Below are 14,826 nucleotides of genomic sequence, written 5' to 3' on the forward strand. Positions count from 1 at the left end.
ATTAAGCCCCCTTTTCTCCTGAATCATTAAGATTTTCTTAATCGGTTTAACTCGCCTTGAGCTTTCTTGATAATTTCGTCCATGTTACCTTTTGAATCGTTTGGAACTTTGCGTACATCGAAGTCCAAGCCAGCTTCTTTCAGCTTAATGAACGTATCAATGTCCTCTTGGCCAAAAGCCAGCACCTTGTTCGGCTGAACTTTACCTGGTGAGTGTGCCAGAGAACCAACGTTAATCGTCTTCAAGGGCACGCCGCCTTCAACCGCTCTAAGCGCGTCTTGCGGGTTTTCGAAAAGAAGGAGTGCGCGTTGACCGCCGAAGTGTTGATCGTCTTTCGCAAGTTTGATCATTTGCTCGACAGGAACCACATGTGCTTTAACGCCCGGCGGAGCTGCTTGCTGGATCAATTTCTTACGCAATTCATCCTTAGCGACCGCATCAGAGACAACGATGATCCGTGTCGGCCGTGTTGTCTTTGTCCAAGCAGTTGCGACTTGACCGTGAAGCAGGCGAGAATCGATGCGTGCTAACACGTATTTAAATGTACCGGGCGCCCCCGCATTGGATTGTTGCGCAGGAGCTGCTGCCGTTGCTTTTACTGACTCTATTTCCTCGGGTCTTACCTTGACCCCTTCCTTAGCTGTGCGCAAGATATGCTTCGCAATTTCACGCGCCGTGTTCATTGATAAGCGTGAAGCATACGCTTCGATCAACATCGGCAAATTCATACCCGCAACGATTACCCATTTGTCTTTGTGCGCTTCAAACAAGCTGTTGACTTGATTAAACGGTGTACCACCCCAAAGATCGACTAAGAACAGCACTTCTTCTTGATCGTCTAAAGATGCAATGGCTTCTTTCATCTTTGCCTTTACATCATCGGGGCCTTCGCTTGGCATTAAGGTAACCGTTTTAACATTCTCCTGCTCGCCAAAAATCATTGAGCCGGACTGGAAAATGCCTTCAGCAAAATTGCCGTGGCTTGCCAGGATAATACCCACCATTGCTCCCTACCTCCTATTTATGAATTTTCTCACATGAGCAGATGACTAAAACATCCTACTATGTTATCGCTTTCAAAAAGGATCAAAACAACATAGCCGATCGACTTGCCGTGTAGTAGCCTCACTCCTTCATGGTGAAAGGGTACACTGCATGGTAGGCAGGATCGAATTCATTGACGCTAAACCAAACCCTTTTCGGAAAGCGACTTCCAAAGATTCTTAGAACTGTCATTTGAGACCTTTCGGACATCAAGCTTAATCCCCTGATCATGAAGCCACTTGAAAGCGGCCACATCGGCTGCATTGACAGCGATCGCATCGGTAACCATGACACGCGTCGCGTCAAAACTGATCGCACCAATATTAACCGAATCGATCGTTATGCCGCCTTCGACAATACGTCTTGCATCAACGGCATCCTCTACCAGAATCATAGGTTTTAAAATGTCGAAACGCGGATCGTGATACATTCTGATCATTTTCTCAACGGTGACGACATTCGTTTTGATCCCGGGAGGCGCAGCTTGTATGATCAATGTCTTGCGTGTCCGATCACCGGCCACACGGTCAGATACAATTAAGATCCGGTTAACCTTGATCACTTTTGCCCAATTCGTCGTCACTTGCCCATGTAACAAGCGGCTGTCAATACGTAAGAAACGAACATCCATTGTCAAGACCAACCACCAACATTACTCATGCAAGCCAAGCACCTCATACGATCACGCGCCACCTTTTCCAAGTCAATCACGAAAAAGCCAAAAGATCTCAAAGAATACAGACATCACAAGATAAGCAAATTGTATGCCACTTTTTGTGTATCGCATCGCGAAGCTGAGCTAATAGCCTTTCTCCACTAATAAAAAAAATAATTGACACAGTTCAAATGTGTATCAATTCTTTTGTGTATCGCTTTTTTCTTTTTCTGTACGCAGCAATTCAACGATATAGAACACTTCTGACTCTGAAAGAGTGATATTAAGCGTTTCAAGCAGAATTTCATTTGCCTGGGTCACGATCGGATACAGTTTCTCCGTTCTGACCTGCGCGAGCCTTTGCTCGTCAGCACTCATTTCTGAGCGTGTCAGATTACGCTCGAGTGCCCCTGCCATATGCATGATCAAGCTAATCTTGAAAGCATTGGACATTTTAGACTTACTGCGCTGCTGAATAAAAGCGCAATAACCCCACAGTACTTTTACAATTTTTACGGGATTTATAAATGTAAAATACTGTCCCAAATAGTTCTCAGCCATTTCTTTCGTTAAGAGCTCCGAATGTTCTAAGGCCTCAGCCTCATGTACCGCATGATTGTCTATTTCTTCGATCAGACTGACAAAGCGCTCGCCTCCACCCTGCAATAAGTCTTCTAATGAAACAAACGGAACAGCAACTTGGGGTTTCACAACACCGGTTGCGGCGACGATTTGATAGTCTTGCTGAATCTTGACAATTTGTTCGTTCATCGTCACAAGCGAAACGGTAATCACGGTGATATCATCGATCAGATGATCAACTAAGATCTTATCTAACAGGTCTTTGATTCGCTTAGCCGTTCCTTCACCAGTCGAACAAATCGCAATAATCGCCTTCGCTCTTTGATCGGATCGTTTCTGGACATCCTTCTTCTTTTGCTGAACCTTTTCGATCGTTCGTGAGTAGCCATCAAATTCACGCAATTCCCGATATACGGTTTCAAGATCACTATCGATTAATGCGGTTTTACGTGCTGCTTCAAGCACCATCGCTGTCGTCACCATATCGATCGTTTTGACATGAATATGCGTTTTCTCGATCAGTTTATTGCTAAATGTGCTCAGTGACCCCATATCCACCAATAGTAAAACGCCGTTGCCTTGATCGATCTTCTTAACTTGCGCGGCAATGCCGGCCAATGCGATTTTTGGGCTCATTTCCAGCGGCATATCGTAGGCAGCAATGTTATCGACAGACAGCAGTTGCGAAACAACGTGCACCATTGAGGAGGCGGTGCTGTCACCATGGGCCGCTACAACGATGCCAACTTTCCCGGTTTTAGGTTCAGATTTTAACGACACTAAAAGGATCGCCATGTAATAAACTTCAGATTCTGGAATAGGAAAACGATAATGATCTCTGATCAATTCTTTCACGCGTTCTGCAATCTTGAGCTCTACCGGATAATCATGGACCATTGAAATCAGATCAGCCGAAATATTACGCAACGGTTTGCCTGACTGGATCCGTTTGATAAAAGAGCTGATATGCAGGCTCATCGCATAAATGAAATGATCCCTGACCGGATAATTTTCTCTTTCCTGAAGCAATCGCTGCATCTGCTTTGTTAAATCAATAATTTCTTGATCAACGATCTCACTCAGACCATCGATTGTCTTTTCCAACTTTCCCTGACGATAAAAGGATTTTAAATGCAAATTGATATCGGTCATAATGAAGTGATTAATCGCAGCTTGATCCAACCCATCTTCTTTCAGCAGAGCAGCTTTATCACCAATGATTTCATACAAATTATACGGCAACTCATAACTGTCAATGTCGGGCGTTCCACGCTGAGCATCAGGCTTAATCACCATCGTTGCCTCGAGCAAACGGCTTAAATTCCCCAGTTCTCGGCGATCGCTTGCCAAGTTGGAAAGTCCGTCTTTGATATTAGGCGGCAACTGGCTAAAAAGCAGCGTAATTTCATTTTTATTATGCATGCTATTCAAGAAACCTTGAGCGCACACTAATTGAATATTCGATTTCAATTGCCCAATATTACCGTAGGTGACGCTTCCTAGCAAAGCTTGCACGACATCTTCGCCTAAGCGAATATTTTTATGAATTCGATTCGCTTCAAGCGTTAATAATTGTTCTAGTAATTGCAATTTTTCACGTGCATTTCTTTGGTAAAAATCCGGCAGCTGAATGATAATCGGAATACGACGGACAAAAGTTTGCAGTAATGAACTTTTCGGGTCCTCGGTGGTTGCGTAAACAAGTCTGACATCCGCATGATGCGCTTGCAGTCTCGCCTAAACGGCTGTAGGTTCCATGATCCATAAAATAAAAGATCATTTCTTGCCCCTCAGGCGGCAGACGATGAACTTCATCAAGAAAAAGCATTCCGCCGTCAGCTTCCTGAATCAGGCCAGCTTTATCCGCATTGGCACCAGTAAAAGCTCCCTTGACATAGCCAAACAGATGCGACATCAATAACTGTGGATTGTGTGCGTAATCCGCACAATTGAATGTGGTAAATCCCTTTTTGGAAATGATCTTTCGACCCAATGCAAAATGGTACATTTTATGAGCAAAATAGGTCTTCCCAGATCCTGTCGGCCCAATAATCAGTGTATTCAGTCCGTGCGGCGGATACAGCAGCGCTGCTTTGGCCTGTTCGACCTGATTCTTCAGGCTGTCACGGCTGCCAATCATGCTCTTAAAAACATCCACTTCGTGCTTCTTTGCTGCAACTTCCCCTTTCGTGCTTGGATCACGAATCCGTGCATATCCTGCAAATCCGATGTTCGGCTTCTGCTGCATCTTCATTTCATCTTTTCCGGCTGCATGATTCACGAAATAGTGAACGGGTCGGCCATTGGTTTTCTTTACCCTGCCCTCTCTGACAAGCTGATTGAGCACCTTGCTCACATTCGGGCGTAGTACACCGATCGCTTCGGATAGTTCGCTTGTTGTAACACCTTGATCCATACTGCGTGCGTACGTTTCCAAATAGGTTAAAACTTTTTCACGCCGTGTCACTCGATGCCCCCCTTTTTATATATTGTGTATCGCTAATGTATCACACATCGCACATGTAAGCGAATTCATTGTTTTGAATGCAGAAATTAAAAAAGGAATCCGATTTTTGTTTCCATCATGTTAATCGCATAAACGCGCATATTACTTATAATTACTTGACAAATTATATTTTTCACTTATACTTACTTATATAATATACATGTTTAACTGTGATCTGTGGCTTTCTCTCACCACTCGGCTTCATTAAAAGTGTAAACCTAACAACCGGCGTGAAACACCTGGATGGTGCACAAATGAATCGATTAAAAGAGCAAGTTAACAAAACAAATCCATCGAAAAAAAGAGGCGGAGTGTCATTTACCAAGAAGAACGGCTTGCAGCAATACTTGATAACCTGCAAAAGGCACGTAGCCTATCCGTGGCGGATATTTGCCGGCTTTACGGCGTCTCTCGTGACACAGCTCGTCGTGATATTGTCAAACTCACCGAGCAAGGGGCAGCAATCCGAACACACGGAGGCATCGCACTTCCTGATATAAAGAACCAGATTCTTGCTTACCGTGAACGGCTGCAAGCTTATTCGGAAGAAAAAATACAAATTGGTGCGAAAGCGCTGTCTTTGATAAAAGACAACGGCTGTTATTTTTTCAATGCATCAACAACGATCTCATGCATGGTAAGACAAATGAAGGTTTCAGCAAACATTTTCACTCAATCACTTGATGTCGCAGAGCTATTGTCCGGAGACGCGCAGAGCAGTGTCCATTTATTCGGTGGCACCTTTCATCAGCGAAATCGCTTTTTCTTTTCCGTCGACAGCATCAAACAAATCGAACGGATACACTTTGATGCCGCTTTTCTTGGTGCTGCCGCACTAACCGATGACGGTATTTATTATGAGGACGAAGAGGATGCTTTGCTGAGCAGAATTGTCTCAGATCGTTCTGACAGCACCATCATTCTGGCCGATCATAAAAAATATGAGCAGATGAGCAGATTTAAGGCATTCGACTGGAAAGCTGCCGATATCCTGATCACCGACCGCCAGCCGCCTGAGAAAGTTGATACAGCTCGTGAAATGCAAGGAACCAATTTGCTTCTCGCCGAATCTGATTCATGATCAAAATTTCTGTTAAGGGAGCGGATTTCATGGCAATTCATTTGATTTTCAGCGATATTGACGGTACCCTGATCAACTCGCATCATGAACTTACTGAGCGAACAATCCGTGCTGTACAAGGATGCACAAGCAGAGGCATTCCTTTTGTCCTCGTTTCAGCACGCATGCCAAGCGGCATTAGCCCTTTGCAGAGGCAACTCGGGTTATCCTGTCCGATCATTTGTTACAGTGGTGCTTTGATTGTCGATGCGCTGCTGCAGTCCTCAGCCCCGCTGCACTCAGAGACAATGAATGCGCAGACCGCATTTACGGTATATCAGCACGTGAGCGATCAATTTCCATCGGTAAGTTTTTCTGCATACAGCTTTAATCGCTGGCTGGTTTCGGATCTAGATGATCCTTGGGTCGTTCAGGAGCAGGCAATTGCCGGGACAACAGCATATCCATTTGCTTTTCGCAAGACACAAGTGGATGATTTACCACCGATTCATAAAATCCTCTGTATGGGCGACCCGGCTGAAATTGATAAACTGCAACTGTGCTTGACAGATATGTCGCTCGATGCAGTCTGCTATAAGTCGAAGCCAACCTATTTGGAAATCATGGCGAACCAAGCGAGCAAAGCATCAGCAATGCAGAAGATTATGGATCGTTTTCAGATCCCCCAGGAACAAACACTTGCGTTCGGAGACAATTTTAACGATGTACCGATGCTCCGCTTTGCCGGAGTCGGTGTGGCGATGGCAAATGCGCCAATGCAAGTAAAGGGCTCTGCCGATTATGTCACCTTATCCAACGATCAAGACGGAATTGCGGCTGCACTTGAACGACTTGGCATACTTCCCGCTGTATCATAATCCCAATCTTTGAGAAAAACTTCTTTTGAAAAAAAGCAGGTTAAGTCTAAACACAAACGCTCCGTAGCAACTGCCCACAGACGGTAACGGAATTCACCTGAGCTCTTGCTTAACATCTCGTTACCTTGCCTCAGGTTATCTATCGTCATATTTAGAAAAAAGAAGGATCCGGAATTGAGCGTTTTTTCTCAATTCCGGATCCTTTTCAATCAAAAATATCGCCAAGCATATCCATCACCGATTTTTTCTTTTTTCTTCTTGGATATTTGCCTTTTTCGTAATAATCGCGGTCATATCTCTGATCGCGGTACTTACTGTCACGATCTTTATGATGGCGGTCTTTATAGTCGCGATCATCGTCATCATCATACCAGTCATTAAACGGACGGCGGACTTCCTGTACACGCTGGGACAGCTTGTCAAGCTCGCCACGGTCCAACCAAATCCCTTTGCAGTTCGGACACACATCGATCAAGACACCATCTTTTTCAACTTCTTTCATACGAACATCATCACAGATTGGGCAAAACATCCGATCACTTCCTCTCTTTTCAAAAATCATTATGAATGCGCTTTATTACTGTATAGTCATACGCACCCAAATACACGTTTACGTCTGTATACGCGACAAAATGTTAACAAAAAAGACACAGATGAGGTGTAAGCGTTTACATAAGTTATTATATACTAAGTGTGTACGAAAAAACATCATGTGTTTCATCAAATGATGTAGAAATGAAGAAATGAGGAGATGAACGACATGGAAGCAGTTGTAAAAGAAAACAAGTATGATTCCTCTTGGGATGGTTTTGCTGACGGAATCTGGAAACATGAGATTGACGTTCGCGACTTTATCATAAGGAATATTCATACGTACACAGGCGACGAATCCTTTCTCTCCGGACCGACAAAGAACACGACACTTCTTTGGAAACAAGTGATGCAGCTGTCTGAACAAGAACGAAAAAACGGCGGAGTTCTGGATATGGACACCGAAATCGTCTCAACCATTACATCCCATAAGCCCGGCTATTTAAATAAAAACATGGAAAAAATTGTTGGTTTTCAAACCGATAAGCCGTTTAAGCGTGCGCTAATGCCGTTTGGCGGAATTCGCATGGCTGATCAAGCTGCAGCATCCTATGGCTTTAAAATCGACAAAGAGGTCGACCACATTTTCACTGAATACCGTAAAACACATAACCAAGGCGTCTTTGATGCGTACACCGACGAAATGCGACTGGCGCGCCACGTTGGGATCATTACCGGCCTTCCTGATGCGTACGGACGTGGCCGTATTATCGGCGACTATCGGCGTGTCGCACTATACGGCATCGATTTTCTCATTGAACAGAAACAAATCGATAAAAAGAATACAGGAAGCAAGATGAGTGAAGATGTGATCCGCCTGCGCGAAGAACTGACCGAACAAATCCGTGCACTGCAGGACATTAAGAAAATGGCTGCGAGCTACGGATTTGATATTTCTAAACCGGCATCCAATGCTCAAGAAGCCTTCCAATGGCTCTACTTCGGCTATTTGGCTGCAGTTAAGGAACAGAACGGGGCAGCGATGAGTCTTGGCAGAACGTCAAGCTTCCTCGACATTTTCATTGAACGCGATTTGAAAAACCACGTACTGACTGAAGAAGAAGCTCAGGAACTGGTCGATCATTTCGTTATGAAACTACGCCTTGTTAAGTTCGCACGTACACCGGACTATAATGAACTGTTCAGCGGCGATCCGACTTGGGTGACCGAATCGATCGGCGGTATCTCTGTAGACGGTCAGCCGCTTGTGACCAAGAACTCATTCCGCTTTCTTCATACATTGGAAAATCTCGGACCGGCACCGGAACCGAACCTGACAGTTCTTTGGTCAAAGCAATTGCCAAAAGCATTCAAAGAATATTGTGCCCAGATCTCCATCAAGACCAGCGCAATTCAATATGAAAACGATGACTTGATGCGCCTTCAATATGGCGACGATTACGGCATTGCCTGCTGCGTCTCCGCAATGCGGATTGGCAAGCAAATGCAGTTCTTCGGTGCACGCGCAAACTTGGCGAAAACACTACTGTACGCGATTAACGGCGGCGTTGATGAAATTAAAAAGGTTCAAGTCGCTCCTCCGCTTTCGCCGATTACAAGTGATGTGCTGGATTACGATGAAGTCATGCAGAAATTCGACATTATGATGGATTGGCTGGCTGATCTTTATATCAACACCCTGAACGTGATCCACTATATGCACGACAAGTACTCCTATGAACGCAGTGAAATGGCACTTCACGATACGCATATTCTGCGCACGATGGCAACCGGTATTGCCGGACTCAGCGTCGCAGCAGACTCGCTTAGTGCGATCAAATATGCCAAGGTTCACGTACAGCGTGACGAAGATGGGATTACAACCGGATTCACCATCGACGGTGATTTCCCGAAATACGGAAATAACGATGACCGTGTCGATGCCATTGCTGTTGATCTTGTGGAGCGCTTTATGAAGAAGCTGAAAAAGACAGAAACCTATCGTGAATCGGTTCATACACTATCGATTTTGACGATTACGTCGAACGTTGTCTACGGCAAGAAGACCGGCAGCACACCGGATGGCCGCCTGCGCGGCGAAGCATTTGCGCCGGGCGCAAACCCAATGCACGGACGCGACAGCAAAGGCGCGCTCGCTTCACTGTCGTCAGTAGCGAAATTACCATACCGCGATGCACTAGACGGTATCTCGAATACCTTCTCAATTGTGCCGCAAGCACTCGGCAAAGATGACGGCTCACGCACGTCCAATCTGGATGCGATGCTCGACGGCTATTCAGTTAAGGGAGGCCATCATATTAATATTAATGTGTTCAACCGCGAGACACTCATTGATGCCATGGATCACCCTGAAAAGTATCCTCAGTTGACCATCCGTGTCTCCGGATATGCCGTCAACTTCATTAAGCTGACCCGTGAACAGCAACTGGAAGTGCTGCACCGCACCTTCCACAAATCAATTTAACTACTGTTTCTGAGTCTTGTATGTAAAAGGAAGGAGGAGCTTCAATGGTTCTCGGTAACATTCATTCCATTGAATCGTTCGGCACAGTTGATGGACCCGGCATTCGCTTTGTCGTCTTTACCCAAGGCTGCCCGCTCCGATGCAAGTATTGCCATAATGTCGATACACGACCAATCGGAACAGGCAAGCAAGTCACCGTTGATGAGATCATTCGCGAGCTAAAGGACTACCTTCCGTTTATCCAGTCATCCGGAGGCGGAATTACGGTAAGCGGCGGCGAAGCACTGCTGCAAATCCCTTTTCTCATCGAATTGTTTCGAGCGTGCAAAGCGATCGGGGTGCACACCGCACTGGACACATCCGGATGCTGCTATGTCGATGCACCTTTCTTTCATCAGAAATTTGATCAACTGGCAGAAGTCACTGATCTGGTTTTGCTCGATATTAAAGAAATCAACTCAGAACGTCATAAGTGGCTGACCGGACAGCCAAATGAACGGATTCTCGCCTTTGCACGTCTTTTAGCAAAGAAACAGATTCCCGTCTGGATCCGCCATGTTCTGGTGCCGACAATTACCGATTCTGCAGATGATCTGACCGATCTTGGCGCATTCATCGACACGCTGGATAATGTCGAACGCGTGGAAATTCTACCCTATCATAAGATGGGTGTGTTCAAATGGAAGGCAAACGGTCTCGACTATCCCCTCGAAGGCATCGAACCGCCGACTAACGAGGAAGTCACCCGTGCTGCCGAATTAATCCAGCAAAAGCTGCATCGACCACTCGTCGCAGCGCCACAGTGATCGAACAGAATCTATCGCATGAATGAACAGGGAGAAGAACGCTTCTCTCTGTTTTTTTGTCTTCGATCCGGATGACGCAACACCCCGAAGAGAACTTTTCGATTGAGTATCGGAACGAAAGCCAGTCTTCCTGCGCTTTGGCATCTGAATCATGAGCACAGCAAAAAACGAGAGGGACAAATGGCCCTCTCGTTTTTCTCGTTACGCGGTACTCTTTAGATTGCTACAGTTATTTCGCATACTTGCGAACAATGGGCGGTTGATAACCGTTCATCACTTTTTCAATCGCATCAAGGGTATCGATAAAAAATATTTTGGCGCGATCCTCTTGGGTGAGAAAGCCTTCTGAAACCATCTGGTCAAAAAACTGAGCCGCCAAATCGTAGTAGCCGTTGACATTATAAAAGATACACGGACTGTCATTCTCACCAACGCGAGCCCAAGAGACAGCCTCAGAGATCTCTTCCAGTGTTCCCGGACCTCCAGGAAGCGCAATGCAACAATCAGACAGCTCCATCATTTTTTTCTTGCGAACATCCATATCCTCAGTCACGATTAATTGCTCGAGCCCAGGATGAGCGATTTCACGATCAACGAGAAATTGCGGGATAATCCCTGTAACGCGCCCACCATGATTCAGCACCGTATCGGCAACAACACCCATTAAGCCGATCTTCCCGCCTCCGTAAACCAATCCGTAACGATGAGAAGCAATCCATTCCGCCAGCATCCTTGCATGCGTCTCATAGATCGGATTCTTGCCCATGCTCGCCCCACAGTAAACCGCAATACGTTTCAAGTCGCTCCCTCATTTCTCTTTGATGATAGGTTTACTATAGCATACTTGGAAAACTCACAATCCTCCATTTCGCCCTAAATGAACCATGAATCGAACGCGCAATCCATTTATTCCTTTTCTTGCAAGCTTGAATGAACAATAATATTATTAAAGAACAAATTCAATGACGGAGGATGGCAGATGCCGACGTTAATCCAGCAAATTAAGAACCGCCTCAATCAACTCTCAGAAGCCGAGAAACGAGTTGGCCGCTATATTACACGCTATCCTGAACTCGTTCCAAATATGACGTCAAAAGATTTATCAAATAAGACTGATGTCAGCGAAGCAACGGTTGTTCGTTTCTGCAAATCCATTGGTGCGGCAAATTTTAAGACCTTTAAACTCACGCTTGCCAAGGAACTTCCCTTATCTAAAGAAGATTTGACTGACTTTTCAAGTTTAAAGAAAAACGACGCACCTTACGATCTTTTCTGCAAGGTTACTCAATTAAACAAGCAAGCAATTGAATCAACCTCACTTTCACTGGAACGCAAACAATTTGAAAAAGCAGTCCGCCATTTAAAAGAAGCAGATAAGATTATTTTTTTTGGCGTTGGTGGTTCCGCTATTGCCGCAATGGATGGAAGCTACAAATTTTCACGACTCGGCTATCATTCGATGATGATTCCCGACTTCCACCAAGCAGCTGCCACAACGCCGTTTCTGTCTCCCGCTTCCGTTTTTGTTGCCATCAGCATGTCGGGTAAAACAAAGGATGTGCTTCAGCTTGCCCAGCTCGTTAAAAATAAAGGCGCTCATGTGATCGCGATCACCAATGCCGCGCAGTCCCCTCTGTTAAAAATGGCCGATATCCAATTGTGTACACCAGCCGTAGAACAGGATTTCCGTATCGGAAGTATCGCCTCCACGATGACGCAACTCAATATTGTCGATGCTTTGTATCTCAGCGTCTTCCATTTATCCAGCGACCACTTAATTGAACAGTATCGAGAAGCTCGTGAAGCAGTCATTAAATTTAGGCGATAGTTGAATGATTGCTTTTTATTCTCCCATTTGTGAAATATAATTTCTTTATTTTCGTTAATTATATTGACTTTTTGTTTCAATTTTATAGAATATTATTAATAAAACAATAAAGAGAACAGAAAAGGTGTGTGTGCAGTGAAAAAAAATCTCGCAACTGAACGCCGGAATCAGAAGACAATGAACCTGGACACCATGTCGCTTCATGAATTATTGACGATGATGAATCATGAAGACCAGACCGTTCCCTACGCTATTGAGCAGGCTTTGCCATCCATTGAACAAGCGACCCAGCATGTGGTTTCTTCATTCAAAACAGGCGGACGATTAATCTATATGGGAGCCGGAACCAGTGGCAGGCTCGGTGTGCTCGATGCGTCGGAATGTCTTCCTACATTCAGTGTCTCTCCGGAAATGGTAAAAGGACTCATTGCCGGGGGCGAAAAAGCATTGACGACGGCGATTGAAGGTGCAGAAGACAGCAAAGAACTTGGAGGTGAAGATCTTAAACAGCAGTTAATCAGTTCAAAGGACACCGTGATCGGTATTGCAGCGAGCGGATGTACCCCCTATGTTATTGGCGGATTAACCTATGCAAAAAACCAAGGCGCCAAAACAGTTAGTCTTGCATGCAACACAGATGCTGCGATCAGCCGTTATGCAGATACTGCAATAGAAATTGAAACAGGACCCGAAGTATTGACGGGTTCAACTCGGCTTAAAGCAGGAACAGCTCAGAAAATGGTGCTTAACATGATCTCAACGGCTTCAATGGTTCAGATTGGAAAAGTATATGGAAACTTGATGGTGGACGTTCAGCCTTCCAACAGCAAGCTGATTGACCGTGCCAAACGAATCATAGAGGAAGCTACCGGTACCGACAGAAATACAGCCGAAGAAAAATTTGTTCAGGCAAATCACAATGTCAAAGCTGCAATCGTAATGATTTTGCTCAATTGCACATATGATGAAGCCATTGTACGACTGAATGCAGCTCACGGCTTTGTTCGCAAAACACTTAAGGAGGAATGATCAAATGACTAAGGAACAGCAAATGGCAGCATCTATCTTAAAGAATATCGGTGGACAAGAAAATTTGTATAAGATCATGCACTGTCAAACACGTCTGCGCCTTACGGTTAACACGAAAGCAAGAGTCGATATGGAACGCTTAAGATCAATTAACGGCGTCTTAGGCGTCGTTGATGATGACACGTTGCAAATTGTTGTCGGACCAGGAACGGTAAACCGGGTTGCAGAGGCTCTGAGTTCGTTGACTGGTCTGAAAATTGGGGAAGAAAATAACCCTGATGACCTAAGTCTAGAGGAACGCGCAGCAATAAAAAAACAAGAAATTAAAAATAAGTCAAAGAAAACACCAATCAAACAATTATTAAAAAAAATCGGTAATATTTTTATTCCTCTAATTCCTGGATTGGTCGCCTCAGGGTTGATCAACGGAATTGCTAATTTTGCGATCAATGCCGGTGCCAATCCAAAGTCGACACTACTTTCCATTATGGTCGTTATCGGCAGCAGTCTCTTTACCTTCTTAGCGATTTTAGTTGGATGGAATACAGCCAAAGAGTTTAATGGAACACCGGTGCTTGGAGCAATCATGGGTATGATTCTCTTTAATCCGGCACTCGCCAACCTGACTATTTACGGAGAAGCATTGACGCCCGGACGCGGTGGTTTATTTGGCGTCATTTTCGCTGCTTGGTTGATTACACTCATTGAGAAACAAGTGCGTAAAGGAGTACCAAACAGTCTAGACATTATTATTACTCCACTAATCTCTCTTTTGATCGTCGGACTTCTTTCACTTTACGCCATTCAGCCATTATTCGGTGTTTTCACAGATGCAATCACAAATGGTATTCAATCGATTTTAACTATTGGTGGCGTCGTTGCCGGTGCACTCCTTTCAGGTTTCTTCCTCCCACTCGTGATGGTTGGATTGCATCAAGGACTAACGCCGATTCATCTCGATTTGATTCATCAGTTTGGCTATACGAGCTTGCTTCCTGTCCTTGCTATGGCCGGCGCGGGGCAGGTTGGTGCAGCCATTGCAGTCTACGTGAAAACTAAGAACAAGAAATTGCGTAATAACATCAAGGGAGGATTGCCTGTTGGATTTCTAGGCATTGGCGAACCTTTACTTTATGGCGTGACACTCCCGCTTGGTCGGCCATTTATTACCGCTTGTATCGGCGCAGCATTCGGCGGTGCTTTTCAAGCAGTCATGCATACGGGCGCACTCGGTATCGGTGTCTCCGGTTTGTCTTTAATCCCCCTGATTGCCCAAAATAAATACGTTTATTATTTTATTGGACTCATTATTGCATACGCAGCAGGATTTATTCTCACCTATCTATTCGGCTATAATGAGAAAATGGCAGAGAATATTAAATGAGCGGATCGCGATAAATAAAGCCAAAAGAAATGAAGCGG

General features: G+C 44.9%; 13 protein-coding genes. 7 read left to right on the top strand and 6 right to left on the bottom strand.

Annotated features, from left to right (window positions below; all coding sequences use genetic code 11):
• Positions 1 to 26 precede the first annotated feature (26 nt).
• From SIN01_RS00790 to SIN01_RS15505, 4 genes are all read right to left on the bottom strand, one after another.
• Positions 27 to 1,004 carry a mannose/fructose/sorbose PTS transporter subunit IIA gene (locus SIN01_RS00790; protein WP_010025752.1) on the bottom strand — a complete coding sequence of 326 codons (978 nt, stop codon included), beginning with the start codon at positions 1,002 to 1,004 and terminating at the stop codon, positions 27 to 29.
• Between the two features lie 179 nt (positions 1,005 to 1,183).
• Positions 1,184 to 1,675, bottom strand: coding sequence for a PTS sugar transporter subunit IIB (locus tag SIN01_RS00795; RefSeq protein WP_010025751.1), 492 nt, complete (start codon positions 1,673 to 1,675; stop codon positions 1,184 to 1,186).
• Positions 1,676 to 1,897: 222 nt separating this feature from the next.
• Complete coding sequence (locus SIN01_RS00800) at positions 1,898 to 3,871, bottom strand: PRD domain-containing protein (RefSeq protein WP_174842564.1); 1,974 nt, start codon at positions 3,869 to 3,871, stop codon at positions 1,898 to 1,900.
• A gap of 4 nt (positions 3,872 to 3,875) precedes the next feature.
• Complete coding sequence (locus SIN01_RS15505) at positions 3,876 to 4,748, bottom strand: sigma 54-interacting transcriptional regulator (RefSeq protein WP_272947204.1); 873 nt, start codon at positions 4,746 to 4,748, stop codon at positions 3,876 to 3,878.
• 382 nt (positions 4,749 to 5,130) lie between these two features.
• Between SIN01_RS15505 and SIN01_RS00805 the strand changes: the two genes are divergently transcribed.
• Positions 5,131 to 5,868 carry a DeoR/GlpR family DNA-binding transcription regulator gene (locus SIN01_RS00805; protein ID WP_272947205.1) on the top strand — a complete coding sequence of 246 codons (738 nt, stop codon included), beginning with the start codon at positions 5,131 to 5,133 and terminating at the stop codon, positions 5,866 to 5,868.
• Between the two features lie 29 nt (positions 5,869 to 5,897).
• Positions 5,898 to 6,725, top strand: coding sequence for a Cof-type HAD-IIB family hydrolase (locus tag SIN01_RS00810; RefSeq protein ID WP_010025749.1), 828 nt, complete (start codon positions 5,898 to 5,900; stop codon positions 6,723 to 6,725).
• A 205-nt stretch (positions 6,726 to 6,930) separates the two neighbouring features.
• Here SIN01_RS00810 and SIN01_RS00815 read toward each other — a convergent pair whose 3' ends face one another.
• Positions 6,931 to 7,227 (bottom strand): TFIIB-type zinc ribbon-containing protein, encoded by a 297-nt coding sequence (locus SIN01_RS00815; protein WP_373864391.1) that lies wholly within the window; start codon positions 7,225 to 7,227, stop codon positions 6,931 to 6,933.
• Between the two features lie 258 nt (positions 7,228 to 7,485).
• Here SIN01_RS00815 and pflB point away from each other — a divergent pair, with 258 nt between their 5' ends.
• Positions 7,486 to 9,741 carry a formate C-acetyltransferase gene (gene pflB / locus SIN01_RS00820; RefSeq protein ID WP_010027252.1) on the top strand — a complete coding sequence of 752 codons (2,256 nt, stop codon included), beginning with the start codon at positions 7,486 to 7,488 and terminating at the stop codon, positions 9,739 to 9,741.
• Between the two features lie 44 nt (positions 9,742 to 9,785).
• Complete coding sequence (gene pflA, locus SIN01_RS00825) at positions 9,786 to 10,547, top strand: pyruvate formate-lyase-activating protein (protein WP_010027251.1); 762 nt, start codon at positions 9,786 to 9,788, stop codon at positions 10,545 to 10,547.
• Between the two features lie 229 nt (positions 10,548 to 10,776).
• On the opposite strand, the gene SIN01_RS00830 is transcribed toward pflA, so the two are convergent.
• Positions 10,777 to 11,346: an LOG family protein gene (locus SIN01_RS00830; protein WP_010027250.1), complete on the bottom strand. Its 570-nt coding sequence runs from the start codon at positions 11,344 to 11,346 to the stop codon at positions 10,777 to 10,779.
• A 180-nt stretch (positions 11,347 to 11,526) separates the two neighbouring features.
• Here SIN01_RS00830 and SIN01_RS00835 point away from each other — a divergent pair, with 180 nt between their 5' ends.
• From SIN01_RS00835 to SIN01_RS00845, 3 genes are all read left to right on the top strand, one after another.
• Positions 11,527 to 12,375, top strand: coding sequence for a MurR/RpiR family transcriptional regulator (locus SIN01_RS00835; RefSeq protein WP_010027249.1), 849 nt, complete (start codon positions 11,527 to 11,529; stop codon positions 12,373 to 12,375).
• 135 nt (positions 12,376 to 12,510) lie between these two features.
• Complete coding sequence (gene murQ, locus SIN01_RS00840; protein WP_010027247.1) at positions 12,511 to 13,404, top strand: N-acetylmuramic acid 6-phosphate etherase; 894 nt, start codon at positions 12,511 to 12,513, stop codon at positions 13,402 to 13,404.
• 4 nt (positions 13,405 to 13,408) lie between these two features.
• Entirely contained in the window at positions 13,409 to 14,788 is a 1,380-nt protein-coding gene (locus SIN01_RS00845; RefSeq protein WP_047035154.1) for a PTS transporter subunit EIIC, read from the top strand.
• The last annotated feature ends 38 nt before the right edge of the window (positions 14,789 to 14,826 follow it).

Origin of the sequence: Sporolactobacillus inulinus, from assembly GCF_006539285.1 — a bacterium.
Taxonomy (GTDB): domain Bacteria; phylum Bacillota; class Bacilli; order Bacillales; family Sporolactobacillaceae; genus Sporolactobacillus; species Sporolactobacillus inulinus.

Bases quoted from the DNA above. Each gene is read 5' to 3' on its own strand.
- SIN01_RS00790 (WP_010025752.1), bottom strand. From the start codon at position 1,004: ATGGTGGGTATTATCCTGGCAAGCCACGGCAATTTTGCTGAAGGCATT.
- SIN01_RS00795 (WP_010025751.1), bottom strand. From the start codon at position 1,675: ATGGATGTTCGTTTCTTACGTATTGACAGCCGCTTGTTACATGGGCAA.
- SIN01_RS00810 (WP_010025749.1), top strand. From the start codon at position 5,898: ATGGCAATTCATTTGATTTTCAGCGATATTGACGGTACCCTGATCAAC.
- SIN01_RS00815 (WP_373864391.1), bottom strand. From the start codon at position 7,227: ATGAAAGAAGTTGAAAAAGATGGTGTCTTGATCGATGTGTGTCCGAAC.
- pflB (WP_010027252.1), top strand. From the start codon at position 7,486: ATGGAAGCAGTTGTAAAAGAAAACAAGTATGATTCCTCTTGGGATGGT.
- pflA (WP_010027251.1), top strand. From the start codon at position 9,786: ATGGTTCTCGGTAACATTCATTCCATTGAATCGTTCGGCACAGTTGAT.
- SIN01_RS00835 (WP_010027249.1), top strand. From the start codon at position 11,527: ATGCCGACGTTAATCCAGCAAATTAAGAACCGCCTCAATCAACTCTCA.
- SIN01_RS00845 (WP_047035154.1), top strand. From the start codon at position 13,409: ATGACTAAGGAACAGCAAATGGCAGCATCTATCTTAAAGAATATCGGT.